The sequence below is a fragment of the Halomonas sp. BL6 genome (assembly GCF_006228115.1).
In the GTDB taxonomy this organism is placed as follows: domain Bacteria; phylum Pseudomonadota; class Gammaproteobacteria; order Pseudomonadales; family Halomonadaceae; genus Vreelandella; species Vreelandella piezotolerans.
Genome location: NZ_VDGL01000005.1, coordinates 235,679 through 260,429, shown reverse-complemented (window position 1 = coordinate 260,429; position 24,751 = coordinate 235,679). Strand labels below are relative to the sequence as shown.

The 24,751-nt window shown below is 55.2% G+C and carries 21 protein-coding genes and 4 tRNA genes; 5 read left to right on the top strand and 20 right to left on the bottom strand.

The genetic code is table 11. The features are described 5' to 3' along the window. Positions 1-21 precede the first annotated feature (21 nt). The 3 genes from ruvC to FHJ80_RS12435 all read right to left on the bottom strand — a co-directional run bounded on the left by ruvC (position 22) and on the right by FHJ80_RS12435 (position 2,791). Positions 22-573 carry a crossover junction endodeoxyribonuclease RuvC gene (gene ruvC / locus FHJ80_RS12445; RefSeq protein ID WP_139527548.1) on the bottom strand — a complete coding sequence of 184 codons (552 nt, stop codon included), beginning with the start codon at positions 571-573 and terminating at the stop codon, positions 22-24. A 97-nt stretch (positions 574-670) separates the two neighbouring features. Continuing rightward, entirely contained in the window at positions 671-2,452 is a 1,782-nt protein-coding gene (gene aspS / locus FHJ80_RS12440; RefSeq protein WP_139527546.1) for an aspartate--tRNA ligase, read from the bottom strand. Between the two features lie 63 nt (positions 2,453-2,515). Continuing rightward, positions 2,516-2,791, bottom strand: coding sequence for an FmdB family zinc ribbon protein (locus FHJ80_RS12435; RefSeq protein WP_139527544.1), 276 nt, complete (start codon positions 2,789-2,791; stop codon positions 2,516-2,518). A gap of 200 nt (positions 2,792-2,991) precedes the next feature. Here FHJ80_RS12435 and FHJ80_RS12430 point away from each other — a divergent pair, with 200 nt between their 5' ends. Continuing rightward, positions 2,992-3,942 (top strand): D-2-hydroxyacid dehydrogenase, encoded by a 951-nt coding sequence (locus tag FHJ80_RS12430; protein ID WP_139527542.1) that lies wholly within the window; start codon positions 2,992-2,994, stop codon positions 3,940-3,942. Between the two features lie 29 nt (positions 3,943-3,971). On the opposite strand, the gene FHJ80_RS12425 is transcribed toward FHJ80_RS12430, so the two are convergent. Both FHJ80_RS12425 and FHJ80_RS12420 read right to left on the bottom strand, forming a co-directional pair. Next, positions 3,972-4,247 (bottom strand): acylphosphatase, encoded by a 276-nt coding sequence (locus FHJ80_RS12425; RefSeq protein ID WP_139527540.1) that lies wholly within the window; start codon positions 4,245-4,247, stop codon positions 3,972-3,974. Positions 4,248-4,263: 16 nt separating this feature from the next. After that, positions 4,264-5,163, bottom strand: a complete 900-nt coding sequence (locus FHJ80_RS12420; RefSeq protein ID WP_139527538.1) for a YihY/virulence factor BrkB family protein — start codon at positions 5,161-5,163, stop codon at positions 4,264-4,266. A gap of 174 nt (positions 5,164-5,337) precedes the next feature. Here FHJ80_RS12420 and FHJ80_RS12415 point away from each other — a divergent pair, with 174 nt between their 5' ends. Next, a complete protein-coding gene (locus FHJ80_RS12415) occupies positions 5,338-6,432 on the top strand; it encodes a bifunctional nicotinamide-nucleotide adenylyltransferase/Nudix hydroxylase (RefSeq protein ID WP_139527536.1) in 1,095 nt (364 codons plus the stop codon). 10 nt (positions 6,433-6,442) lie between these two features. Here the strand turns inward: FHJ80_RS12415 and FHJ80_RS12410 are convergent, their stop codons facing one another. From FHJ80_RS12410 to FHJ80_RS12380, 7 genes are all read right to left on the bottom strand, one after another. After that, entirely contained in the window at positions 6,443-7,360 is a 918-nt protein-coding gene (locus tag FHJ80_RS12410) for a LysR substrate-binding domain-containing protein (protein WP_139527535.1), read from the bottom strand. Positions 7,361-7,416: 56 nt separating this feature from the next. After that, entirely contained in the window at positions 7,417-8,835 is a 1,419-nt protein-coding gene (gene cls, locus FHJ80_RS12405) for a cardiolipin synthase (protein ID WP_139527533.1), read from the bottom strand. A 105-nt stretch (positions 8,836-8,940) separates the two neighbouring features. Next, positions 8,941-10,446, bottom strand: a complete 1,506-nt coding sequence (locus FHJ80_RS12400; RefSeq protein ID WP_139527531.1) for a fumarate hydratase — start codon at positions 10,444-10,446, stop codon at positions 8,941-8,943. Positions 10,447-10,622: 176 nt separating this feature from the next. Next, positions 10,623-11,453, bottom strand: coding sequence for an endonuclease VIII (nei, locus tag FHJ80_RS12395; RefSeq protein WP_139527529.1), 831 nt, complete (start codon positions 11,451-11,453; stop codon positions 10,623-10,625). Between the two features lie 3 nt (positions 11,454-11,456). Then, complete coding sequence (gene uvrB / locus FHJ80_RS12390) at positions 11,457-13,481, bottom strand: excinuclease ABC subunit UvrB (RefSeq protein ID WP_139527527.1); 2,025 nt, start codon at positions 13,479-13,481, stop codon at positions 11,457-11,459. Positions 13,482-13,505: 24 nt separating this feature from the next. Next, on the bottom strand, positions 13,506-13,913 hold the full coding sequence (locus FHJ80_RS12385; protein ID WP_139527525.1) for an OsmC family protein: 408 nt from the start codon (positions 13,911-13,913) through the stop codon (positions 13,506-13,508). Then, positions 13,914-14,111 carry a hypothetical protein gene (locus tag FHJ80_RS12380; RefSeq protein WP_139527524.1) on the bottom strand — a complete coding sequence of 66 codons (198 nt, stop codon included), beginning with the start codon at positions 14,109-14,111 and terminating at the stop codon, positions 13,914-13,916. It abuts the gene before it with no gap. Between the two features lie 185 nt (positions 14,112-14,296). On the opposite strand from FHJ80_RS12380, the gene FHJ80_RS12375 reads away from it, so the two are divergent. After that, a complete protein-coding gene (locus tag FHJ80_RS12375) occupies positions 14,297-15,253 on the top strand; it encodes a folate-binding protein YgfZ (RefSeq protein WP_139527522.1) in 957 nt (318 codons plus the stop codon). Here FHJ80_RS12375 and FHJ80_RS12370 read toward each other — a convergent pair. From FHJ80_RS12370 to FHJ80_RS12355, 4 genes are all read right to left on the bottom strand, one after another. After that, positions 15,244-16,032 carry a TatD family hydrolase gene (locus FHJ80_RS12370; protein ID WP_139527520.1) on the bottom strand — a complete coding sequence of 263 codons (789 nt, stop codon included), beginning with the start codon at positions 16,030-16,032 and terminating at the stop codon, positions 15,244-15,246. The genes FHJ80_RS12375 and FHJ80_RS12370 overlap by 10 nt on opposite strands. An 18-nt stretch (positions 16,033-16,050) precedes the next feature. Beyond that, positions 16,051-17,640: a peptide chain release factor 3 gene (locus tag FHJ80_RS12365; protein ID WP_139527518.1), complete on the bottom strand. Its 1,590-nt coding sequence runs from the start codon at positions 17,638-17,640 to the stop codon at positions 16,051-16,053. A 188-nt stretch (positions 17,641-17,828) separates the two neighbouring features. Then, positions 17,829-18,038 (bottom strand): putative motility protein, encoded by a 210-nt coding sequence (locus FHJ80_RS12360; RefSeq protein WP_139527516.1) that lies wholly within the window; start codon positions 18,036-18,038, stop codon positions 17,829-17,831. Positions 18,039-18,140: 102 nt separating this feature from the next. Then, positions 18,141-19,382: an FAD-binding oxidoreductase gene (locus FHJ80_RS12355; RefSeq protein WP_139527513.1), complete on the bottom strand. Its 1,242-nt coding sequence runs from the start codon at positions 19,380-19,382 to the stop codon at positions 18,141-18,143. Positions 19,383-19,716: 334 nt separating this feature from the next. Here FHJ80_RS12355 and amt point away from each other — a divergent pair, with 334 nt between their 5' ends. Continuing rightward, positions 19,717-23,094 (top strand): ammonium transporter, encoded by a 3,378-nt coding sequence (amt, locus tag FHJ80_RS12350; RefSeq protein WP_139527511.1) that lies wholly within the window; start codon positions 19,717-19,719, stop codon positions 23,092-23,094. A 92-nt stretch (positions 23,095-23,186) separates the two neighbouring features. Here amt and FHJ80_RS12345 read toward each other — a convergent pair. The 4 genes from FHJ80_RS12345 to FHJ80_RS12330 form a co-directional block, all read right to left on the bottom strand. Next, positions 23,187-23,261: transfer RNA gene (locus tag FHJ80_RS12345), tRNA-His, on the bottom strand. Positions 23,262-23,294: 33 nt separating this feature from the next. Continuing rightward, positions 23,295-23,369: transfer RNA gene (locus FHJ80_RS12340), tRNA-His, on the bottom strand. A 61-nt stretch (positions 23,370-23,430) separates the two neighbouring features. After that, positions 23,431-23,507 (bottom strand) — tRNA-Arg (locus FHJ80_RS12335). Between the two features lie 86 nt (positions 23,508-23,593). Continuing rightward, positions 23,594-23,670: transfer RNA gene (locus FHJ80_RS12330), tRNA-Pro, on the bottom strand. 209 nt (positions 23,671-23,879) lie between these two features. Between FHJ80_RS12330 and folD the strand changes: the two genes are divergently transcribed. After that, complete coding sequence (gene folD, locus FHJ80_RS12325; protein ID WP_139527509.1) at positions 23,880-24,740, top strand: bifunctional methylenetetrahydrofolate dehydrogenase/methenyltetrahydrofolate cyclohydrolase FolD; 861 nt, start codon at positions 23,880-23,882, stop codon at positions 24,738-24,740. The last annotated feature ends 11 nt before the right edge of the window (positions 24,741-24,751 follow it).

Below are 24,751 nucleotides of genomic sequence, written 5' to 3'. Positions count from 1 at the left end.
CTGTACAGATGACCAGTAACCCTAAAGCCGCCAACGACCGGTAGCGCGGCGTTTACTGCGAGATGGCGTCGCCATGACGAGCGCACTCCCTGCATAGGCGTGCGTCAAGGCAATCGCCAGCGCGTCGGCAGCATCCGCTTGGGGGGTGGCCGATAGGCCAAGCAGCGTAGTGACCATGTGCTGAACTTGGCTTTTATCGGCTCCCCCTTGCCCGGTTACCGCCTGTTTGATCTGCCGCGCTGCGTACTCGGCAATGCTTAATCCATGGTTCGCTAGGCAGACCAGCGCCGCTCCACGGGCTTGACCGAGTTTCAGCGCGGAGTCTGCATTTTTGGCCATAAACACCCGCTCGACGGCGACGGCATCGGGGCGATGAAGCCCTATCACCTCGCCAATCCCTGCATAAATCTGAGCCAGGCGCTGCTCTAGCGCTCCCTCAGCCGTTCGAATGCAGCCGCTGGCTACATAGCGTGGCTTCATCCCTACTAGGTCAATCACTCCATACCCGGTGATCCTGGAACCTGGATCGATCCCCAGAATTCTAATCGTCGCAGGGGGCTGTCTTTCGTCCATGGACACTTCTCTTCGCCCTCTTCCTTTAGTACTACCTGAAACAAAAACACCGACGCTGGCGCGTCGGTGTTTGACTCGTCAATGCGATAAGGCGATCTTATTCGCCCGCAGCATCCGCCTTTACTTTTTGGCGCAAGCGAATGTTGAGCTCTTTGAGCTGGTCAGCGCTGACCTCACCCGGGGCGTCGGTCATCAAACAAGCCGCACTTTGCGTTTTCGGGAAGGCAATGACTTCACGAATGGTTTTTGCGCCCGCCATGAGCATGACCAGACGATCCAAACCAAAGGCAAGGCCGCCGTGGGGCGGTGCGCCGTACTGCAGCGCATCCAGCAAGAAGCCGAACTTCTCTTGCGCTTCTTCTTGCCCAATACCCAAAATCTCGAACACGGTGCTCTGCATGGTTTGGTCATGGATACGGATAGAGCCACCGCCAAGTTCCGTACCATTAAGCACCATGTCGTAAGCGCGGGAGAGCGCTTTGGCCGGGTCGGCCTTCAACGCTTCCGGCGAACAAGACGGTGCCGTAAACGGGTGATGAAGCGGGCTTAAGCGGCCATTGTCGTCGGCTTCGAACATGGGGAAGTCAACGACCCACAGGGGCGCCCACGCCTGGGTGTAGAGGTCAAGATCGGCCCCGAGCTTGACGCGCAGCGCACCAATGGCTTCATTGACGATACGCGCTTTGTCGGCACCGAAGAAGATGATGTCACCATCCTCGGCCCCCACACGGTCCAGCAGCTCTTCGACGACGTTCTCCATGAACTTGACGATCGGCGACTGCAAGCCATCCAGCCCTTTGGCACGTTCGTTGATCTTGATCCACGCCAGGCCTTTCGCACCATAAATACCCACGAACTTGGTGTATTCATCGATCTCTTTACGAGAAAGCTTGGCGCCACCCGGCACTTTGAGCGCCGCCACACGACCGTCGTCTGCGCTGGCCGGGCCGGAAAAGACCTTGAAATCCACCTGCTTCATGAGGTCATCGACATCCGTCAGCTCCAACGGAATACGCAGGTCGGGCTTGTCGGAACCAAAGCGGTCCATGGCTTCTTGCCAGGTCATGCGCGGGAACTCGGGAAGTTCGACACTCAACACTTCCTGGAACAACTGACGAATCATGGCTTCGGTAATGCCCATGATGTCGTTCTCTTCCACGAAAGAGGCTTCGATATCGATCTGCGTAAACTCCGGCTGACGGTCAGCACGCAGGTCCTCGTCACGGAAACACTTGGCAATTTGGTAGTAGCGATCGAAACCCGCCACCATCAACAGCTGCTTGAACAGCTGGGGGGACTGCGGCAGCGCAAAGAAGCTGCCTGCATGGGTGCGGCTAGGTACCAGATAGTCTCGCGCGCCTTCAGGTGTGGCACGGGTCAGTACCGGCGTTTCGATGTCCAAGAATCCTTGGTTTTCCAGGTAGGCACGAACGCTATGTGAAATACGCGAACGAAGACGCAGTTTCTCGATCATATCGGGCCGACGTAAATCGATATAGCGATGCTTCAAACGCACTTCTTCACCGACTTTGCCATGCTCGTCGAGCTGGAAAGGCGGCGTTGCGGCGGTATTGAGCACCTCGACGTCTTTTGCCAGCACTTCGATCATGCCGGTGGGCATGTTGGGGTTCTGAGTGCCTTCGGGGCGCAGCCGAACACGGCCAGTGATGCGCAGAACGTATTCACTGCGAGCACGATCGGCATTAGCAAACGCCTCGGCGGTATCGGGGTCGACGACGAACTGGGCGATACCGTCACGGTCGCGCATGTCGAGAAAAATAACCCCACCGTGGTCACGACGGCGGTGAACCCAACCGCAAACGGTGACCGTTTGATCCACCAATGTTTCGTTAAGCTGGCCGCAATAATGGCTGCGCATGTCACATCCTGTTCTGTTTCGTGGCAATTAAGTTGTCTTGGGCCATGGCCCTGACAGCCGCGGCTATGCCGCGGCGCCTTTGTTTGTTGACGTGCTGCTGGCATCGCTTTTCGCGCTACCGGAAGCTTGTCCTTCAGCAGCAAGATTCTTTTTGCTGCCTGTCTTGAAATCAGTTTCGTACCAACCGCCACCCGCTAAGCGGAACCCGGCTGCAGAGACCAAGCGCTCCAGATCATCTTGCTGACATGCAGGGCAGCTTTTTAACGGATCTGCGCTAATTTTCTGAAGTTTTTCCATGCGATGGCCGCAGGCCTTGCACTCGTACTCATAGATGGGCATGTTGATGGCTCCTGAAAAAGCTCAACTCCAACAGGTTTCGTCTTGTCGGTATCGCGGTTCACCCGACGTTATCAGGCTGACAATATGTGGCCTGCCAGGATAAATTCCAAGACTGCGGTCGATAGAGCGGTCATTATACCCTTTTGTGCCCCCTGCCGAGCAAGGCCAAGCGGCTTTCGGCAATGAATGGAGAACATGCAATGCCCAACGCGGTCATACTGGATGCCCAAAGCCTTGGCCCAGACATCGATTTGACGGCGATTCGTAACGCTGTCACGCACTTAGAGATCCATCAGCAGAGCACCACGACGCAAGCTCGTGAACGCTTGGTCGAAGCAGAGATCGCGATCGTCAACAAGGTCAAACTCGACGCCGACACGCTCGCTCAGCTACCTTCTTTGCGACTCATTTGTGTGCTGGCCACTGGGCTGAACAACATCGATCTGGAGGCCGCTAAAGCGCATAACATCGCCGTCAAGAACGTCTCGGCCTATGGCACAGCCAGTGTCTCGCAACATACCCTCATGCTCATGCTGTCATTGGCCAATCGCCTCCCCCGCTATCAAGCGGACATTGCCGATGGAAAATGGCAGGACAGTGACTTTTTCTGCTTGCAGGAACATCCCACACTGCAGTTGTCTGGCAAGCAACTGGTCATGGTCGGCCAAGGGGAACTGGGGTCTGAAGTGGCACGTTTAGCCGAAGCCTTTGGTATGCAAGTCACGTTTGCCGCCCGACCCGGCAATGAGCACAACGATCAGCGGCCGTCCTTGGACGAACTGCTGCCCACCGCCGACGTCATCAGCCTACACTGTCCGCTGAACGAGGCTACGAAACACCTTCTCAACAAGGAGCGTCTTGCCAAGGCCAAGCCGTCACTCTTGATCGTCAACTGTGCCCGTGGCGGCATCATCGACGAAGTGGCGGCGCTCGAGGCCCTTCGTGACGGGGACATTGGTGGGTTAGCGGTCGATGTGCTGCCTACCGAGCCGCCCAAAGACGGGCATCCGCTCCTCGATGCTCTGGCAAAAGCAGAACCGCTCAATTTGATCGTAACGCCTCACAACGCTTGGATAACGCCTGAAGCACGGCAAAACATCGTTGGCCTCACTGCCGACAATATCCGCGCTTGGCAAACCGAGGCTCACTAACTTTTTCACCCAGTGCCAGTAGCACGTATCTAGTAGGTCGAGAAGTGGTCAGGGGCGTATTGGTTCTCGAGTGTCTCCAGCGTGACATGAGTGACCTGCGCCCCTTGTGGACCTTGCCATAGCCATTGACCAAGCTCTGAGACGGCCGCAACCTGGCCACACATGAGCACTTCCACACGACCATCAGGCAAGTTTTTCGCATAGCCGGTGACGCCTCTCAAGAGTGCTTGCTCTTGAGTAGCACGGCGATACCAGACGCCCTGCACTTTTCCCGTTACGAATGCACGTACACAGCATTGAGCCATCGTCCACTCCTTAACATCAAAGCAGTTCTCGCTTGACCAGCACGGCGCTATTGCGTGGCACTAGCGGACGTCCACGGCGTAACAGCAGCGAGCGCGTAAAAGCAGCACCAAACAGCAAAATAAGCGAGCTATAGTACACCCACAAAAGAATCATGACGACGGACCCCGCCGCTCCATAGGTCGACGCCGTCGCGGTATAAGCCAAGTAGATCGCAATCACGCTGCGCCCAATGGTGAAAAGCACGGCAGTGACGACAGCGCCAATCAATACATCCTGCCAGCGTAACACGACATCCGGCAGTACTTTAAAGATAGTGGCAAAGAGTAAAGCGACCATGGCCAGTGAAATCAAAGATTCTGCGGTCGTCGTCAGTAGACTTGCGAAAGGGAGAAGATCATTAGCAGCGTGAAGCATCCCTCTGAGCATGACACCGAGCACAAGCGAGACGAGCAGAATAAAGCCAATCGAAAGTACGACGGTCAGCGAGAGCAGTCGGTTTTTGATGAAAATAAATGCACTGTTACTGGTCGGTTTAGCGGTCACTCCCCAAATGGTATTGAGCGAGAACTGCATCTGGGCAAAGACGGTCGTGGCACCGACGAGTAACGCAATAAAGCCAAGTAAGGTCGGCAGGATACCCGACTCTTCAATGCGCGATTGCGCCACGGCTTGCTCGACCGCCAAGGCCGCATCCACTCCTAAAGTGCCTTGTAATTGGGCGACAATTTGGCCCTGGGCGGCCTCTTCTCCTAACACCACACCAATCACGGTAACGGCAATGATAACCGTCGGTGCGAGCGAAAACAGCGTATAAAATGCCAATGATCCGGCATAACTGAACGCATTGCGCTCGAGCCATAACGACGTTGCATCCTGAACCACGTTCCACCAAAACGTGAGTGTCTTTTTAATCATAGTGTTTCCCTTCAACGCAGTGTATAGCGTTCTTTTGCAACGCCGGTCTGACAACGAATGAATAAGCATACCTAATCAAAGCGTTGAGCGCAGTCATGATTGCATTGCAGGGATGTAGGGTGGCGATCATAATGGCACCGCTCTATTCTTCATTTTCCGCAATCAGGAAATGCGATGAACTCAGATGCAGCCCGATCTGCCACATCTTACGACTTTGATTGCTTAGTGTTCATAGGTCGATTTCAGCCACCCCACTTGGGGCATCTGGCCATTATTCGAGAAGCGCTCAAAAAAGCGCGCCAAGTGATCGTCATGGTGGGCTCATCCTGGCAAGCACGGTCGTTACGCAATCCCTGGCATTTCAATGAGCGCCAATCGATGCTTCGCTCAGGATTTGACGATGCGGACAATCAGCGGCTTGAAATCACTCCCCTGTTGGATGCGCTTTATAACGATGATGTGTGGGTGAGAGACGTACAGCGCAAGGTGCGCGATCTGGCTACCCCCGCCAATGCACGCTTACCGCGCATTGGGCTCATTGGTGCGAGTCGCGGCCAATCAAGCTACTATCTCTCGCTTTTCCCCCAGTGGGAGTCCGTCAGTGTCCCGTTGGTCGAAGGTATTTCAGCTAGTCACATTCGTGAGCGGCTGTTTCGTTCCCCTGGCTCTACCGATGACTACTTGAGTACCGGTGCTTACCATGACTTGCCACCCGGCGTCGTAGAGAGCGTCAGAGATTTTTGCAAAGGAAATGCTTACCATCGGCTGCTGGAAGAGCAGCAGCTTCTAGACCAATATCGTCACGCCTGGTCCCAGGCACCCTATCCGCCTATTTTCGTCACGGTGAACGCTGTTGTCGTTCAGTCGGGTCATGTGCTGTTAGTCAAGCGTACGGCGGCGCCGGGCAAAGGATTGTTCGCCCTCCCCGGTGGTTTCATCAACCCCCATGAGCGTTTGCTAGATGCTTGCTTGCGTGAACTTCGCGAACGGCTCCGGCTGAAAGTACCAGAGCCCGTTTTGAAAGGCTCGCTAAAGGGTCAGCGGCTGTTCGATGAGCCACACCGCAGCTGGCGAGGTCGCACGTTGGCCGAGGCGTTTTACTTTGCTTTGCGGCCCGACCAGCAGTTGCCCCGCCTTAAACCCGTCAAGGGCGGCGATCACGCACGCTGGGTGGCGCTTGCCGACCTGGAGCCCGAAAGCCTCTTTGAAGACCATTTTTTCATTATCCAAAACTTCCTCGGCCTGCCCGCAGATTTTGGCTCTCTTTAGAGCTACACGTTTAGGCCTGCAAGAAATCACGCGGCAGTTTCATCATCTGCCGCCACAGCCGCTCTACCCCCGGCTTGTGCACTAGCGAACAGCGATAGAGACGTATTTCTAGCGGTATATCCCAACTCTCATCCCCAGCTCTCACGAGCTTGCCGGTTTTTAACTCGTCGCGTATACAAAAATCAGGTATCCAAGCAACACCAACGCCTTGTAATACCATGCCCTTCAAACCTTCGGCCATCGCCGTCTCATAAACGGTTCGAAGTTTCATTCGTAATGGGTCATTTTTCAGCAGCATGCGCACGCTGCGGCCTAGAAAGGCCCCTTGGGTATAAGCCAAATACGGAATCGAGCTATCACGCTGCAGCGAAAATAGCGGCTTACCCTGCGTATCAGGTAGCGAGACGGGCAACATCTTGACCTTACCGATGGAGAATGATGGAAAGACCTCTGCATCTAACTGCATCGTCGCGAAAGGGTCGTAGTAGGCCAGCATCAGGTCGCAGTTACCCTCGCGAAGCACATGAATGGCTTCACCGACATTCATGGCGACCAAGCGCGTCGGCAACTCCCCCAGTCCTTTTTGCAGTCTTGAGATCCAGGGGGGGTAGAAACTCAGCGCGAGCGAATGCGCCGCGACGATGTCCAGCGCTTCGTTGGCAATCGACAAGCCGCGTAAATGACTCAACGATTCATTAAGCTGTTCGACTAAATTGCGTGCAGTCACCAAAAAGAGTTGCCCTTCCGAGGTCAACCCAATGGGGGTGGTGGATCGATCCACCAGGGTGACGCCAACGGCCTGCTCCAAGGCCCTGATACGCCGACTGAACGCGGGCTGGGTGACATGGCGCTGTCGGGCAGAGGCTGAAAAACTCCGAGTGTTTGCAAGGGCGACAAAGTCTTCCAGCCATTTTGTTTCTAGGTTCACCCATGTCTCCTATTGTTTGTTCGTTGAGAGTTTCGTCCGTTGGTGACGCTGAGACTCTATTGCACGGGCGCCATTAAATAAGCAGCGCGAGAAACGACCTTTTTCCACATAGGTCGCTGGCTCACTTCATCGAGCGTTACACGGCGACACCTTGCAAAATCGGCTTCTAACATGGTGGCCACATCGGCAGCAAAATCAGCACTTGGCACGAATGCCGTAATCTCAAAATTTAGCCGAAACGAACGATTATCTAAGTTCACTGTGCCGACTGTTGCTGAAGAGTCATCGATGAGCATGATCTTTTGGTGCAAGAACCCAGGTTGATAACGGTATATTTTTACGCCTGCCCTTAACATGTCAGGCAAAAACGAAAAGGCGGAAAGAAACACCAGTAAATGATCTGGCCGTTCTGGAATCATCACACGTACATCAACACCACGCATGGCGGCTAGTCGTAGCGAGTCTTGTACGCCTTGATCGGGTACGAAATAGGGACTTGTAACCCAAAAGCGGTGATTGGCACTATGAATCAGCTGCTGTACGAGTAACCCTGCGGTATCCTGCTTGTCGGCTGGGCCAGAAGGCACGATGACTACTTGCTGATCTTGCTGTGGGTGGCACTCTGCATGCCAGTTCAAGGTAATGACGTCTCCCGTTGCCCAGTGCCAATCTTCCCAAAAGGCTTCTTGTAATCCCAACACGCAAGGGCCTTGCACGTTTAAATGGGTATCTCGCCAAGGGCCATGTTTGGCGCTCTTACCTAGATACTCGTTCCCCACATTGAAGCCGCCAATCCACCCTTGCTTACCATCTACTACAGCAATCTTGCGATGGTTTCGGAAATTGAGCTGGAAACGGTGTTTGAGTCCGCGTGACGAACGGAATGGCGATACTTCGACGCCGCTTTCTCTCAACTCGTTAAAGTAGCTGTCGTTGAGTTTACGGCTGCCAATTTCGTCATACAGAAAATAGACGCGCACTCCTCGCTTGGCCGCCGCGCTCAATTGTCGGTGGAGCTGTCGACCCAACTCGTCGTCACGGACGATGAAGAACTGGATGAGCAGGTAGTCCTGCGCTTGTTCGATACCTTGGAACAAACTCTCGAACGTTGCTTTGCCATCGATCAAAAGCTTGGTGCTATTGCCCTTCGTCAACGGCATCATGGCCAACTGCTCGACGGCCTGTATGTCGGTATTGTTAGAGTGTGCAACGTGAGGTTTTACGTTATGCCTATAACGTACGAGCACCCGGCGCAGTACCGAATCGCGAGCGCCTCTTGCGGTCACATAACCATAAAAACGTGGACGACCAAATAGCCAGTAGGCAGGGACTGCGGCGTAGGGAAACGTCAGTAATGAAATGATCCACGCGACTGCACCTTGTGACGTGCGACTCGACATCAGAGCCATCACGGCCGAGATCATACCCAGCACGTGAATCAACATAATCCCTGTCCCTAGCAACCAAGAGGTCATGGGCTATTCCTCAACATCCGTTAGGTCTCACGACGTCGCTCCATACACAGGAGCCCCGCTAAAACGGGGCTCCTGTCGTGATACAACGTCTATTGCATCAGCCTATCACGCTTTTTCAGCAATGATCTCTTTCCATTTGGCCGGACCGGTCTGGTGCACCGATGTGCCTTGGCTATCCACCGCAACGGTAACGGGCATGTCTTCCACTTCGAATTCGTAGATGGCTTCCATTCCTAGGTCCTCGAACCCTACGACCCGCGATTTCTTGATGGCCTGCGCCACTAAGTAGGCAGAGCCACCCACCGCCATGAGATAGACGGCTTGGTTATCACGAATCGCCTCGATGGCAGCTTGACCACGCTCGGCCTTACCCACCATGCCCAATAGCCCCGTCTCCTCCAACATCGTACGGGTAAATTTGTCCATTCGCGTCGCCGTCGTAGGGCCAGCCGGGCCGACCACCTCGTCACCCACCGGATCGACCGGCCCAACGTAGTAGATGAAACGACCTTTCATATCGACAGGCAGCGGCTCGCCTTTGGCGATCATATCGACCATGCGCTTGTGAGCCGCATCACGGCCCGTGAGCAGTTTACCGTTCAATAACAGCGTGTCGCCAGGCTGCCAGGTTTTCACTTCCTCGGGGGTGACGGTATCCAGATTGACACGCTTCACGTTGTCGCCCGCTTCACGGGTAATTTCCGGCCAGTCTTCGAGCTTAGGCGCCGGTAAGGCCACAGGGCCGGATCCGTCCAGCGTGAAATGGGCGTGGCGGGTAGCGGCACAGTTGGGAATGATCGCCACTGGCTTGTTCGCCGCGTGGGTGGGGTAATCTTTGACTTTGATATCCAGCACGGTGGTCAAGCCCCCCAGCCCCTGCGCGCCGATACCACTCTTGTTCACCTTGTCGAATAGCTCGAGACGCAGCTCTTCGGCACGGTTGCTGGCACCGCGAGCCTGTAGTTCTTGGATATCGATAGGGTCGAGCAGCGCTTCTTTGGCAATCTCCATCGCTTTTTCAGCGGTGCCACCAATCCCAATACCCAGCATGCCCGGTGGGCACCAGCCCGCCCCCATTTTGGGAAGCTGCTCCATTACCCAATCGACTACGCTGTCGGAAGGGTTAAGCATGGCGAATTTCGATTTTGCTTCGCTACCGCCTCCCTTCGCGGCCACATGGATGTCGACTTTATCGCCCGGCACGATTTTATGGTGGATGATGGCGGGCGTGTTGTCTTTGGTGTTTTGACGCTTGCCGTCCGGATCGGCCAGAACCGAGGCTCGCAATACGTTATCCGGCAACTGGTATGCACGACGCACGCCTTCGTTGACCATGTCGTCAAGGCTCATCTCGGCGTCCCATGTGACGTTCATGCCCACATGTACGAAGACCGTCACGATGCCGGTGTCTTGGCAAATCGGGCGGTGACCCGTAGCGCACATGCGGGAATTGATCAAAATCTGTGCGATGGCATCTTTGGCTGCCGGGTTCTCTTCCCGCTCGTAGGCCGCCGCCATGGCGTCAATGAAATCTTTGGGATGGTAGTAAGAGATGTACTGCAGAGCATCGGCAACGCTTTGGATCACGTCGTCCTGGCGAATCACGGTCATGGATTAACAGCTCCTCGGTTAACGTCTAGGCTGCAGCCTTGGCGGCCGTCTAAGTGTGCGGGAAGTATACCGTATTGAGGCCCAAGGCGGCAGCCAATCCAGTGGGCTACGCGCTTTGTTCACTTAGCTCTTTGGTAGGATTATGAATCATCAAAATTGAGATAACGGTATAAAATTTACGGCGAAGGAGGTGGCTGACACCGAGGGCACCAATAGAGTCGCCGTGACCCTATTGTCGTACGCTCAATCACATAACCACAGCGGTGGCACGATAATCCGGCACGCTCGAACACGCTGAACCGCCATTGGCGGCGAGACTCACCAGAGGCAACGGCTTGTTCGATCCACGCGTCCTGATTGGTGACACCTGCTGTTCGGTAAGCCGTGCGGGTAATATCGATGATGCGCGACGACAACACCGCTAGCTGCTCACTCGTGAGGTCACAAGGACGCTGCTTGGGATGCAACTGGGAAAAAAACAGAATCTCAGAACGTAAGTAGTTACCCAGGCCGGCGACCAGCCCCTGGTCGAGCAGTAGTGCTCCCAAACTTCTGCGCCTAAACGCCGGTAACAAAAGACGTTGCTCTACGTCGGCAGCACTGACTTGCTGGCTCAGCAAGTCAGGTCCTAAACGGGATAAAAACGGATGATGCGCCAGCCTGTCCTCTTCCCAAAGCGAAACGTCAGAAGCACTGTATAAACTGGCAGCACGCCCTTCCGCCACCAAACGAACTCGTAAGGAGCGCGACGTATTGGGTGGCTTGTCGTCAGCATGCAGTTTCCATACGCCATAAAGCTGGTTGTGCGAGTAAAGCACACGACGGTCGGCAAACCGAATCAGCATGGCTTTTCCCCACGAGTCCACTGCCGACACCCTGACACCGATCAGCGAGCTGGCTTGACTGGCAAGCTCGGGAAAGGCGAACCAGGCATCCTCGAGAATTTTTCCACCAATCTGCTTTTCAATGCGATCCGCCGCTCGGCGGATCTCGGGACCTTCGGGCATCGGTTATCCTAGCGCCAGCTGTTTTTCTTTCATTTGATGCAGCTGGTCGCGGAGCCGGGCAGCCTCTTCGAACTCCAGGTTTTGCGCTGCTTCGAACATGGCATCTTCGATCTTGCTGATGGCGGCCAGAAGCTCCTGCTGGTTCATGGACGCCACATCGTATCCGCCTGATGGCTCAGCCACTTTACGCTCGCTACCCTTACGGCGATTGCCCTTTTTACCCGGCGTTTGGGCCGCTTCGAGGATGTCCGCCACGGAGCGCGTGACCGTTGTGGGCGTAATACCATGCTTTTCATTATGCGCCATCTGTTTGGCACGGCGTCGCTCGGTCTCATCGATCGCTTTACGCATGGAATCGGTGATTCGATCACCGTACAGAATCGCCTTGCCGTTGGCATTGCGTGCGGCACGACCAATGGTTTGGATCAACGAGCGTTCAGCGCGCAGGAAGCCTTCTTTGTCGGCATCCAAAATGGCGACCAGCGATACCTCAGGAATGTCCAACCCTTCCCGAAGCAGGTTGATACCCACCAGGACATCGAACTTACCCAGCCGCAGGTCTCGGATGATCTCGACACGCTCGACCGTATCGATATCGGAGTGCAGGTAGCGCACCCGGATATCGTGCTCGTCGAGGTAATCCGTCAGGTCTTCCGCCATGCGCTTGGTCAGCGTTGTCACCAGCACGCGCTCGCCAACGGCGTTACGTAAGCCAATCTCCGACAGCAGGTCGTCCACCTGCGAACTGGCCGGGCGCACTTCGATCTGCGGATCCAACAAGCCCGTTGGTCGCACGACCTGCTCGACGATTTGACCTGCGTGCTCGGCCTCGTAAGGCCCAGGTGTCGCCGACACGAAAATCGTTTGGGGTGAGATCGACTCCCACTCCTCGAACTTCATCGGCCGGTTATCCAACGCGGACGGCAAGCGAAATCCATACTCCACCAGCGTTTCTTTACGCGAACGGTCGCCTTTGTACATCCCTCCCACTTGAGGCACGCTGACGTGTGACTCGTCGATAAACAGCAGCGCATCATCCGGCAAGTAGTCGAAAAACGTGGGAGGCGGCTCGCCAGGAGCACGGCCTGAGAGGTAGCGCGAGTAGTTTTCAATCCCGTTGCAGTAGCCCAATTCGAGCATCATCTCGATGTCGTAGAGCGTTCGCTGCTCTAGCCGCTGAGCCTCTACCAGACGCTCGTGATGACGCAGCCACTCCAAGCGCTCTTTGAGCTCGGCTTTGATGGCGTCGATAGCTTCAAGAATGGTTTCTCGGGGCGTCACGTAGTGGGACTTCGGGTAGATCGTCATGCGAGGTACTTGACCACGAACATCGCCGGTCAGCGGGTCAAACAAACGAATAGAGTCGATTTCGTCGTCGAACAGCTCGACGCGCACCGCCTCTTCGTCCGAGTCCGCTGGAAAAATATCGATGACATCGCCCCGCACGCGGTAGGTACCGCGACGGAAATCCATATCATTACGGGTGTACTGAAGCTCGGCCAAACGGCGCAAAAACGCACGCTGATCGATCAGTTCACCGCGTGTAAAATGAAGACGCATCTTCAAGTACTGATCGGGGTCCCCCAAACCATAGATCGCCGATACGGAAACGACGATCAGCGCATCCCGACGCTCTAACAGGGCTTTAGTAGCGGACAAGCGCATCTGCTCGATATGGTCATTGATCGAAGCGTCTTTCTCGATGAACGTATCTGAAGAAGGCACGTAGGCCTCTGGCTGGTAGTAGTCGTAATACGAAACGAAGTACTCGACGGCGTTATCAGGAAAGAACGACTTGAACTCCCCGTAAAGCTGGGCTGCTAGCGTTTTGTTGGGCGCCATGACGATCGTGGGTCGTTGCAACTGCTGAACCACGTTGGCCATAGTGAAGGTTTTACCCGAACCGGTGACACCAAGCAGCGTCTGATGGGCAAGCCCGGATTCCAAACCGCTAATCAACCCGCGGATGGCCGCAGGCTGATCGCCCGCAGGCTGAAATTTTGACTGCAGACGAAATTCCTTGCTCATCTTTGCTCCTATTGGTGAATGGGCCTACACGGTGTGGGTGGCTATCTCGATCGTCGCCTGGGTCATCAGGCGTTGGATCGGGCAGCGATGGCTTATCTCCTCCAGTTTAGCGCGTTGCTCTGGAACGCTGATGCCATGAAGCTCTAACGTCACGTCCAGCTTGTAGTGACCTTGGCGTTCGCCGCTGTCATCGCGCTGCACTGTGACGGTCACCCCTTCCAACGGCCACTGCTTACGTTTGGCGTACATTTGGACCGTGATCGCCTTGCAGGTTCCCAGCGCAATATCAAAATAGTCATGGGGATCTGGAGCGCTTTCATCTCCTCCTACCACCGTAGGCACGTCCGCGAAGAGGTCATCCATGCCGTTGACCTCGACGCGCTGACGAAAGGCGCTATTTCGTTCACTGATCACCACGATAGGCAGATGCATTTACGATACCTTGATGCGCAGGTTGAGTTTTTCAATGGCCTTGATGAGAGCGTCTCGTTTCGCGCGCCCCTCCACTTCTGCACCATAGCGCCCCACTTCAGCGCTATCGACGCCATCCAACATCATCAGAGCGGTGGTAATTTTGTTGACTTGTTCTGCGGTGGTAACACCCTGAAAACTCAATGATTGAACTGCCATGAAACGTCCTTTTGAGGAAAAGTGTTTGCCTAGGTTGCGTCGTGGTAACCGGCAACGACCATTACCTATGCAAACCTGATACAGAATGAAGAGTCTAGCATGCCGTCAAGGCCTTGCAATCCAACAAGTCTGCCCACATTTTGATAAAGATCGACGATGCTTACCCACAATGTTCAGGAGCGACCATGACCATGGAGAAGACGCCGCCCTCTAGTGCCGTACGTTTGGATCAATATGCTGCACTGGATATCAAAGGGGCCGATGCGGAGAAATTCTTGCAAGGTCAAACCAGCGCGCAAGTGGGATTGGCAAACGGCTCGTTTGCGCCGCTTACCTGTTTTTGTACCCCAAAGGGCCGCATGTTGGCCAACGGACAGCTGTGTAGGCTCGAGATGAATCATTATCGGCTGATTCTCGACGCCTCTCTGGCGAATGATCTGGCCAAACACCTGAACAAATTTGCCGCTTTTTACAAAGCGGAGTTATCAGTGGCACAAAACATCATTTTCGCAGGCGCCAGTGAGTCAGCCGAAAACTTGGCCTATTGTCTGGGCGTGACGTTGCCAAAGCAGCCCTACACCCACGCCACTAGCACGTCTGGCACGGTGCTACGCCTCCCAGGGTCTCCTCGTTGGCTATTCATGTTCGAAGAAGAGCCTCAAAATCTCTTGACAGACAGCGAGGCATTGCTCAACGCCTGGAAGCTGTCAGATATCCGTAGCGGACTGGCGTGGCTCACGGCCGCTCAGCAGGACCAGTTCCTACCACAAATGCTGAATTGGGAAGCGTTGGGCGGGATTAGTTTCAAGAAAGGGTGCTATACCGGCCAGGAGGTCGTTGCCCGCGCCCATTTCCGCGGCCAAGTCAAGAAGCGCCTCGTGCACGCCCGCGCGCACACTGCCTCGCTGCCCGAGCTGGGTGCCACCCTAATGGATGAGAGCGGTAAATCGTTAGGCGAAGTCGTCAGCAGTGCAACCAGCGATGATCAGCACATCGAGCTTCTGGCCGTAATGAATACCAAGGTGATGGAAGACGGCGTGACCGTCTATTGGCAGACAACACCTCTTACCTTGCAGGCGCTTCCCTATCCGATCGAGCGCTTGGACCCTGAGCAGATAGCCGCTCAGCTTGCTCAGAACTGATCGTCTAATGCAAACAGCCGGGCGGCGTTGGCACTGCTCAATGCCGCCACGGTTGCGAAGCGCTGTTTTCTCAACTCTGCCACTACCTTCGCCACCTGCGCCACGTGCGAAGGTTCGTTGCGCTGGCCTTGGTAGCCACTTAACGGCATATCGGGGCTATCGGTTTCCAGCACGAACCCATCATCAGGCAATTTTGTCACTACGCGGCGTAACTTTTGAGCACGCTCATAGGTCACCGCCCCCCCCAATCCCAGCATGTAGCCCATATCCAAAAACTTGGCGGCCTGTTCGTAGGAGCCAGAAAAGGCATGAACGAGCCCTGCCCTTGGCAACGCTTGTTGGCGCAACCGCTGACTGACTTTGTCATTGGCCTTGACGCAGTGAACCACGACCGGTAGACGGCTTCGCTTGGCGATAGAAAGCTGGGCATCGAAGTAGTGCCACTGAGCGTCCAGACTATCAATAAAACGACCATCGATACCGCACTCACCAATCGCCACCGGCCGGTCCTTAGGCGCCCCCTCGAGCTGCTGGGTGACCAGCGCCTCGAGAGCCGTCAAATCATCTGGGTGATGGTGCTCAATGAAGTAAGGATGAAGCCCGAGACAGATGCGGACATCGTCACGCTCGCCGAGCGCCAGCACATGCGGCCAACGCTGCCGCACCGTCGCAGGCACGATGAAGCGGCAGACGCCCACGGCCTTCGCAGCGGCGATGACGGCATCACGGTCCGTCTCGAACTCCGCAACGTCCAAATGACAGTGGGCGTCTATCAGCATCTATCCCCCTTGCGGATATTAATGCTCGCGGGTTGGCTGGAAACGAATGTCTGGCCAGCGCTCCTGGGTCATTTGCAGGTTGACCCGCGTCGGCGCGATGTAGGTTAGATAGCCACCACCGTCGATAGCCAAGTTGGCGCTTGCCTTACGCTTGAACTCTTCGAGCATTTTCGCGTCGTCACAATAGACCCAGCGTGCGGTTTGCACATTGACGCCCTCGTAAAGGCAGTCGACCTTGTACTCCTCTTTCAAACGGTGGGCGACCACATCGAACTGAAGCGTACCCACGGCCCCCAGAATCAGGTCGTTGTTGTCCATCGGCATGAATACCTGCGTAGCGCCCTCTTCAGAGAGCTGCTGCAGGCCTTTTTGCAGCGCTTTCATCTTGAGAGGATCCTTTAGGCGAACCCGCTTGAAAAGCTCAGGAGCGAAATGAGGGATCCCCGTAAAGCGCATATCTTCACCGACGGTGAACGTATCGCCAATCTGAATCGTGCCGTGGTTATGTAAGCCGATGATATCGCCAGGCCACGCCTCCTCTACCTGAGAGCGGTCCGAGGCCATGAACGTCAGGGCATCGGCGATCTTGACGTCTTTACCAATGCGCACATGGCGCATTTTCATGTTCTTTTCATACTTACCCGAACAGACGCGCAGAAACGCAATGCGGTCACGATGATTCGGATCCATATTGGCTTGAATTTTGAAGACGAAACCAGTGAATCGCTCGTCTTTCGCGGTCACTTCGCGGGTATCGGTCTCGCGAGGTTGTGGTGATGGCGCATGCTCAACGAAGCCATCCAACATTTCACGCACGCCAAAGTTACCCATGGCGGTACCAAAATAGACCGGCGTTAGTTCACCACGACGATAGGCTTCTAAGTCGAATTCGTGAGACGCGCCGCGCACCAAATCGACCTCCATGCGAAGCTCTTCGGCTTGCTCCTCGCCCAGGATCGCGTCTACCTCAGGGTTATCCAATCCCTCAATTCGCTTATCCTCAGGAATACGGTTGCCTTGCCCTTGCGTGTAAAGATGGATGACATCATTGTAGAGGTGATACACCCCTTTGAAATGGCGCCCCATCCCGATCGGCCACGTCATCGGCGCACACTGAATATTGAGGACCGTTTCGACCTCATCCATGACTTCGATGGGATCGCGTATATCGCGATCCATTTTATTGATGAACGTCAGAATGGGCGTCGTGCGCAAACGACATACTTCCATCAACTTGATCGTGCGATCTTCGACGCCTTTCGCGCCGTCGATGACCATCAGCGCAGAATCCACCGCTGTCAGGGTACGATAGGTATCTTCGGAGAAATCCTCGTGACCCGGCGTATCCAGCAGATTGACGATACGGCCGCCGTAAGGAAACTGCATCACGGAGGTAGTGACCGAAATACCGCGCTCCTGCTCCATCTTCATCCAGTCGGACGTTGCGTGGCGATCATTACGTTTACTTTTCACCGACCCCGCCAGCTGAATGGCATTCCCGAACAGCAGCATCTTTTCTGTGATCGTGGTTTTGCCGGCGTCAGGGTGCGAAATAATCGCAAAAGTACGGCGCAGCTCGGCTTCGCGCGCTATTTGGGCGTCAGACATGGAGTTCTCTAAGAAGGTGCAACGTGATGACTTAAAACTTGGCGCCAAATCCTCGACGCAATAGGCCTATGGTAACGCAAGTCGCCTACAACGGCATACCACCACGTGAGTAACGTCCAGTGCACAAAAAAACGCCGACAGTGTCGGCGTTTGGGTCTATTGAGGCAAGCACTCAACAAGAGCAAGCGTTAGGCGTAGGTATTCACTTGGGTGCCCACGCTACCCTCTTGAGCAAGGTTCGGCTGAGCACCGGTGTCAGCAGAGGCCAACACTTCAGTGATTTGCTCAGCTTGAACGTCCAGAGCCTCGCGGAACATTTGCATTTGCGCTTGCTCAGCGGTTTGCGCCTGATTCATGTACAGCGCTGTGCTGACGGCATTACTTGCAGCTACATCCATACTACACCTCGCTCCTATAGATGACATTCATAGCCTAGCAAACCCAAACCGACGGAGCCATGTTTCTCCCGCGTGATTATGTAAAGACGTGCGACAAGGCGTTTAAAAGCGATCCGCACGGAAGGGGCTCATATCGATGGCCGTTGGTTTATTTTCCATCATATCCGCTAGTAATTGGCCAGTCGCAGGTCCCAGAGTAAATCCTTGGTGGCCATGGCCAAACGCAAGCCAAAGGCCGGGATGGCGCGGTGCTGGGCCAATGACGGGTTTCATGTCCGGCAGGCATGGACGAGCCCCTTTCCATGCCGCACTGTCCTTGCGTTCCCCAAGTGGAAAGATCGAGCGCGCGACTTTCTCAGCAGCGCCCAACTGCTCTTCATCGGCAGGGGATTCAAGACGGTCCAGCTCCGCGCCAGTGGTCAAGCGCACTCCCGCATTCATAGGTGCCAGCAAATAACCAACTTCGGCATCCATCAACCAGTAATTCAGCTTCGCTTCTGGCTGAGTCGCATAGTGCATGTGGTAGCCGCGCTTTACGAACGTTGGGAAATGGTAGCCCAGCGGCTTCATCCACTGGCCCGCCCACGGCCCCAAGGCCATGACGACTTGATCTACCTCTAACGACGCTGCGTTGGTCGTTACGGTCCAGCGCTCACCGTGCTGGGTGACGCCGGTAATATCGGCCTGTAACAACTCCCCACCCATGGCCTCGAATGACGTCGCATACGCCGCCACCAGGCCACCGGGGTCAGCAACGGTCCAGGGGTCGAGCCAGTGAATGGCACCAATAATGTCATCACCAAGCTGCGGTTCTTTAACGCTTAACGCAGCGCGGTCGAGCACAGCAAATTCGACGCCATAGAGTTCGCGGGCCTCTTCAGCTTCTTGAATGCGTTTATCGAGCTTCGCTTGAGTGCGATATATCTCCAACCAGCCCTCCTTACGCACCAAATGATCGGCCTTTGCCGCTTCGATCATCGGGCCATGGGCGTTTAGGCAAAGCTGAATCAGTGAAGCGTACTCGGGCACGATTTTTTTATAAAGCCGAGATGAGGAGTGGTGCCAGTAGCTCAGCAGCGGTGAAGCGGCATTGACCATTCCGGCGGGCCGGTAACGGATATCGACACGACGATTAGGCAACACGCTAAGGATGGTCTTCATATCGCGAGGAAACGGATAGGGCCGAACCGCCTCTCGCTGAATGATGCCCGCGTTACCAAACGAGGTTTCTCGGCCAGGTTGGCGACGATCGACCAGCGTGACTTGATGGCCACGTTTCTGCAGCTGCCAAGCAATACTGACCCCTACCATGCCTGCCCCCAACACCACCGTTTGACGCGCCATTTTGATGCACTCCTTTCTATCTGGATATTGTTCAGACTCATACTGTGAGCAGCATGGTTAACATATTGAAAAATATCACCAATCAAACCGCATTTGCACAGTCATAAAAACTGTTTTATCTATCATTTTTAGTCATTTATCACGCTTAAAGCGCAATAAAGGATGACTTCACTATCTGCGGCACAACAATTGCTTCATTACCATTAACACTACCTGAGCCACTCCATCGTTATGGACACTTTTAGGCTGGACGCTGCGTTCATGAGAAGCAACTCGACATTCTTTGCACCCCCTTCATGTCTGCGATGCACCAAAACAGTACAAGGAAAACACCATGGCCGATAGCTTCGACTCCACCTTGATCGACACGCTTTGGGTGCTATGGGCGGCAGCGCTCGTCTTCGTCATGCAAGCAGGTTTTCTCTGTTTGGAAGCGGGCACTACGCGCACGAAAAACGCCATCAACGTAGCAATGAAGAACTTGGCGGATTTTGCTATTGCCGTTAGCGTTTTCTGGCTAGCCGGTTTCGGCATGATGTTTGGCATTTCGCAAATGGGATGGCTAGGCAGCTCCCTGTTTGGCTGGCAATTGGAACCTACCAACGCATGGCTCATGACGGTCTTCGTCTTTCAGGCCATGTTTTGCGCCACGGCCGCTACCATCGTTGCAGGCGCCGTTGCCGAGCGCATGCCCTTCCTTGGCTATTTATGGACCGCCTTTTGGATTGCCCTATTGATTTACCCGGTGTTCGGCCACTGGGCCTGGGGCGGCTTACTGGGAGGCATGCCTGGCTGGTTGGCCACACTTGGCTTCATCGACTTTGCCGGGGCGACCGTGGTGCACAGTGTTGGCGGCTGGGTAGCCCTCGCAGCCGTAATCGTCATTGGTCCGCGCCAAGGGCGCTTTCAGATCGATCATCCCCCCACCGCGTTTCCAGCGGGGAACTTGCCGCTGGCAATGCTGGGGGCGCTCTTCATGATACTGGGTTGGTTTGGATTTAACGGTGGTAGCACACTCGCGCTGAATAGCTCCGTGCCTGGGATTATCGCCAACACCATGCTGGGTGCCGTAGGCGGCATTTTATCGGCCCTGCTGGTGGGCTGGCGGGTGCGCCGCTACGCCGATGTCATGTATGCCATCAACGGGGCCATCGCTGGTCTGGTGGCCGTCACGGCAGGTGCTCATGCGCTGTCACTCCATGCCGCCTTTTTACTGGGTAGCGTAAGCGGCGTGCTGATGGTACTGGCCAGCGAATGGCTGCTGAAAAAGCGTATCGATGATGCAGTAGGCGCCATCCCAGCTCATTTGGTTAGCGGTGTGTGGGGCACCCTCGCCCTTCCTTGGTTCGCGGACATGAGCAGACTCGGCAACGATGTTAGCCGCATGGAGCAATTTGGGACTCAACTACTCGGCGTGTTGACCTGCGGCCTTTGGAGTTTTGGCATGGCCTGGATGCTGTTTCGCATCACACGTCGCTTTCTTCCTCTGCGGGTCTCTGAGGACGCGGAAAAAATGGGGCTCAACCTCGCCGAGCATGGCGCCAAGAACGAACTCCACCAACTCCTCGAGCATATGCGCCAGCATGAAAGGCAGGGCGATATGCGCCAGCGGATCGAAGCGGACCCGTTCACCGAAGTAGGCGAAATCGCCGCTAGTTACAACCGTGTATCAGCGGCGCTGGAACGCGCAGTGGGACATACGCAGGTCATGCTGCGCAACCTGCGCGATGGTGTCATTACTTGGCAAGCCGATGGAACACTGACGGGACTGAATCCCGGCGCAGAAGCACTGTTCGACGTGGACGCCGAACAGCTGGTTGGTCGTCCGGTGACCACGCTGCTTCCCCATACCCCCCTCGCCCCTGGCGCTAAGCATGAAATCAAGCTTCGACTGGAGGACCAGCAAGTGCGTTACTTGGAACTCCAAATAAGTGAAGGTGCTATCGGCTCGGCTTCAGAGTGTTCTGGCATGGTGCGCGACATCACCGAGCGCAAGCAGCTTCAGGAGCAGTTGAATAGAGAGCGAGACTTGGCCCGTACCACGCTAGCGTCCATTGGCGACGGCGTGATCACCTGTGATGCCAGCGGTAACATTACCTTTATCAATGGTGAGGCCGAACGGCTAACAGGGTGGACGCTCACCGAAGCGACGAACAAACCGATTCACACCGTTTATCAGCTTCGCGACGAGCTGAGCGACGAGCCCATCAGCAATCCCGCGCGACAGGTATTGACCCAACATCGTGCGGTGCATTTCAGCGAGCATTGCCAGCTACTGCACCATAGCGGCAAACGCGTGCCCATTCAGCACAGCGCTGCCCCGATTCGTTCGAGGGGTGGCCTGACTCTTGGTGCCGTGGTGGTGTTTCAAGACGTTAGTTTGACCCGACAACTTTCGGAACAGCTCAGCTACCAGGCGACCCATGACAATCTGACAGGGCTCCTCAATCGGCGAGCCTTCGAGACGCTGATGACCAAACTGCTCACCCAGGAGGAGAAGCACCACCACGTGCTCTGCTATCTCGATCTGGATCAATTCAAGATCGTCAACGATACCTGCGGACACCTGGCGGGGGATGAGCTTTTGCGACAGATAGCGTTAAAACTGAAAGCACACGTTCGGGATAGCGATACGGTTGCTCGTCTAGGCGGGGACGAATTTGCGCTCGTCTTGACTCACTGCCCGATGAAGAAGGCCAATATCATCTGTGAAGCGATTCGTCGCGATATCGAACATTTTCGCTTTGCATGGCAAGGCCACACCTTTGGCATTGGCGTTAGCATCGGCTTGGTCGCGATGACGCCCGAGCACGCCATGCGTCTGTCGGACATACTCCACGCCGCCGATGCTGCGTGCTATACCGCCAAGGAAGCGGGTCGAAATCGTCTTCATTGCTACCAACCGGACGATCATCTGCTACTAGAGCGTCATGGAGAGTTGCAGTGGGTTCAGCGGCTGCAAAATGCCTTGGATAACGATACATTTCGCTTGTTCGCACAGCCTATTACCGCGGTTAACGGTCATCACTCAGGCTATCGAGAGATCTTGCTGCGCTTGGAGGAGAACGGCACACTGATCGCTCCTGGCAGCTTTCTACCTGCCGCTGAACGCTATCACTTCATGCCCCGCATCGATCGCTGGGTGGTGCGCAATACGCTCGCCTGGCTGAGTGACCGCCATCGCTGCGCTGAGGGAGATACCATTGGCCAGTGGGGGATCAATTTATCGGGGGACTCCCTATCAGACAGCGATTTTTGTCAGGAGCTGATACAGCACGTGCGTGGTGCCAGTCTGCCTGACGGCACCCTATGTTTCGAAATTACCGAAAGCGCTGCGATTGCACAGCTCTCCAAGGTGAGCGAACTGATTCAGTCGCTCAAATCTCTAGGCTGCCGATTTGCCCTCGATGACTTCGGCACCGGTCTCTCTTCTTTTAGCTACTTGAAGCAACTCTCCGTCGACTACCTCAAAATCGATGGCAGCTTCATCCGCAATATTCATACCGATCCTATCGATCGCGCGATGGTAGAAGCCATTCATGCGGTTGGGAAAGCTCTGCACATCGACACGGTAGCCGAATACGTCGAACATCAATCGACATTGGACACGCTGCGTTCACTGGGAATCGATTACGCGCAGGGGTATTTACTGGGTCAACCGGAGCCCATCACCGTGACAGCGGAGGGACGGATAAAAGTCATGCCGAGATAAACAAAACGGCCGAACAAATAAGAAGAAGCACAAAAAGGAAGGAGAAGAAAAGAGGGAAAATATGAGAGGCAAGAAAACAGCGATCAGGTTAATGGGGTGGATGATGGGGATCGAACCCACGACCACCGGAGCCACAATCCGGGGCTCTACCACTGAGCTACATCCACCACAACCTGTAAAACAATACGCTTGTTCGTCAATGGGGTGGATGATGGGGATCGAACCCACGACCACCGGAGCCACAATCCGGGGCTCTACCACTGAGCTACATCCACCACTGACGAAAGCGCGCTTGATAACATCCGACTGGAAAACAAACACGGATACGTATTTGATTGGCACGCCCAGCAGGACTCGAACCCGCAACCTACGGCTTAGAAGGCCGTTGCTCTATCCGGTTGAGCTATGGGCGCACATGATGTATCCAAAGAATACGGATGAGCACTTGACCACAACCAAAATTTGGAGAAGCAGATTAACACCTTCCGTTTTAGGCAAGTGGTCGGGATGGAGGGATTCGAACCCCCGACATCCTGCTCCCAAAGCAGGCGCGCTACCAGACTGCGCTACATCCCGATTGCTTGCTTTAGACGCTGCTGCGTGTCCCGTCTCAAGCGAGGCATATATTACTATTTCTGATTTTAAAGTCAACACTTAAAGTGATTGATTCGCTGGGCGCTTTGCCTTGATGTCCTACCATGCGAAAATCGCCTTCTCTTTAAAACGCGCCTTGTCGTCGGCGCTTGTCATTGCTTCGCTTTTAAACCGCATAGGGATCTCATTACATGACCGCCCAACTCATCGATGGTAAAGCCATCGCCGCTAATGTCCGTCAACGCGTGGCCGATCTCATCGCGGCGCGCCAGCAAGCGGGCGCTCGCGCTCCCGGACTAGCCGTTGTCGTGGTCGGCGAGGACCCCGCCTCTCATGTTTACGTCAACAACAAGCACCGTGCCTGCGAACAGGCAGGCATCCTCTCTTTTCAACATGCGCTACCTGCCGACACCTCGCAAGAAGCGCTCGAGACGCTGGTGGACCAATTAAACGCTGATCCCACTGTCGATGGCATCCTGGTTCAGTTACCGTTGCCAGCCCATTTGGATGCTCGACCCATTCTCGAACGTATACGCCCAGATAAAGATGTCGACGGCTTCCACCCCTACAACTTGGGTCGACTGGCTCAGCGACTCCCTTCGCTACGCCCCTGCACGCCCAAAGGGATCATGACCATGCTGGCCCAAAGCGGTGTCGAAGTGCGCGGACTCGATGCCACCATCGTAGGCGCTTCCAATATCGTTGGTCGCCCCATGGCGTTGGAACTCATGTTGGCGGGCTGTACCACGACGGTATGTCACCGCTTTACACAAGATTTGGCCAGTCACGTCAGCCGCGCTGACTTAGTCGTCGTCGCCGTGGGCAAACCAGGTATCGTCAAGGGTGAGTGGATCAAACCGGGTGCAGTGGTCATCGATGTAGGTATCAATCGCCAGGCAGATGGCACTCTCGTAGGTGATGTAGATTTTACCGCCGCTGCCGAGCGCGCTAGTCACATCACGCCTGTTCCGGGGGGGGTGGGCCCCATGACGGTCGCCACACTGTTAGAGAACACGTTAGAAGCGGCTGAACGCCACGACCAGCAATCGTAAAGACCGAATGC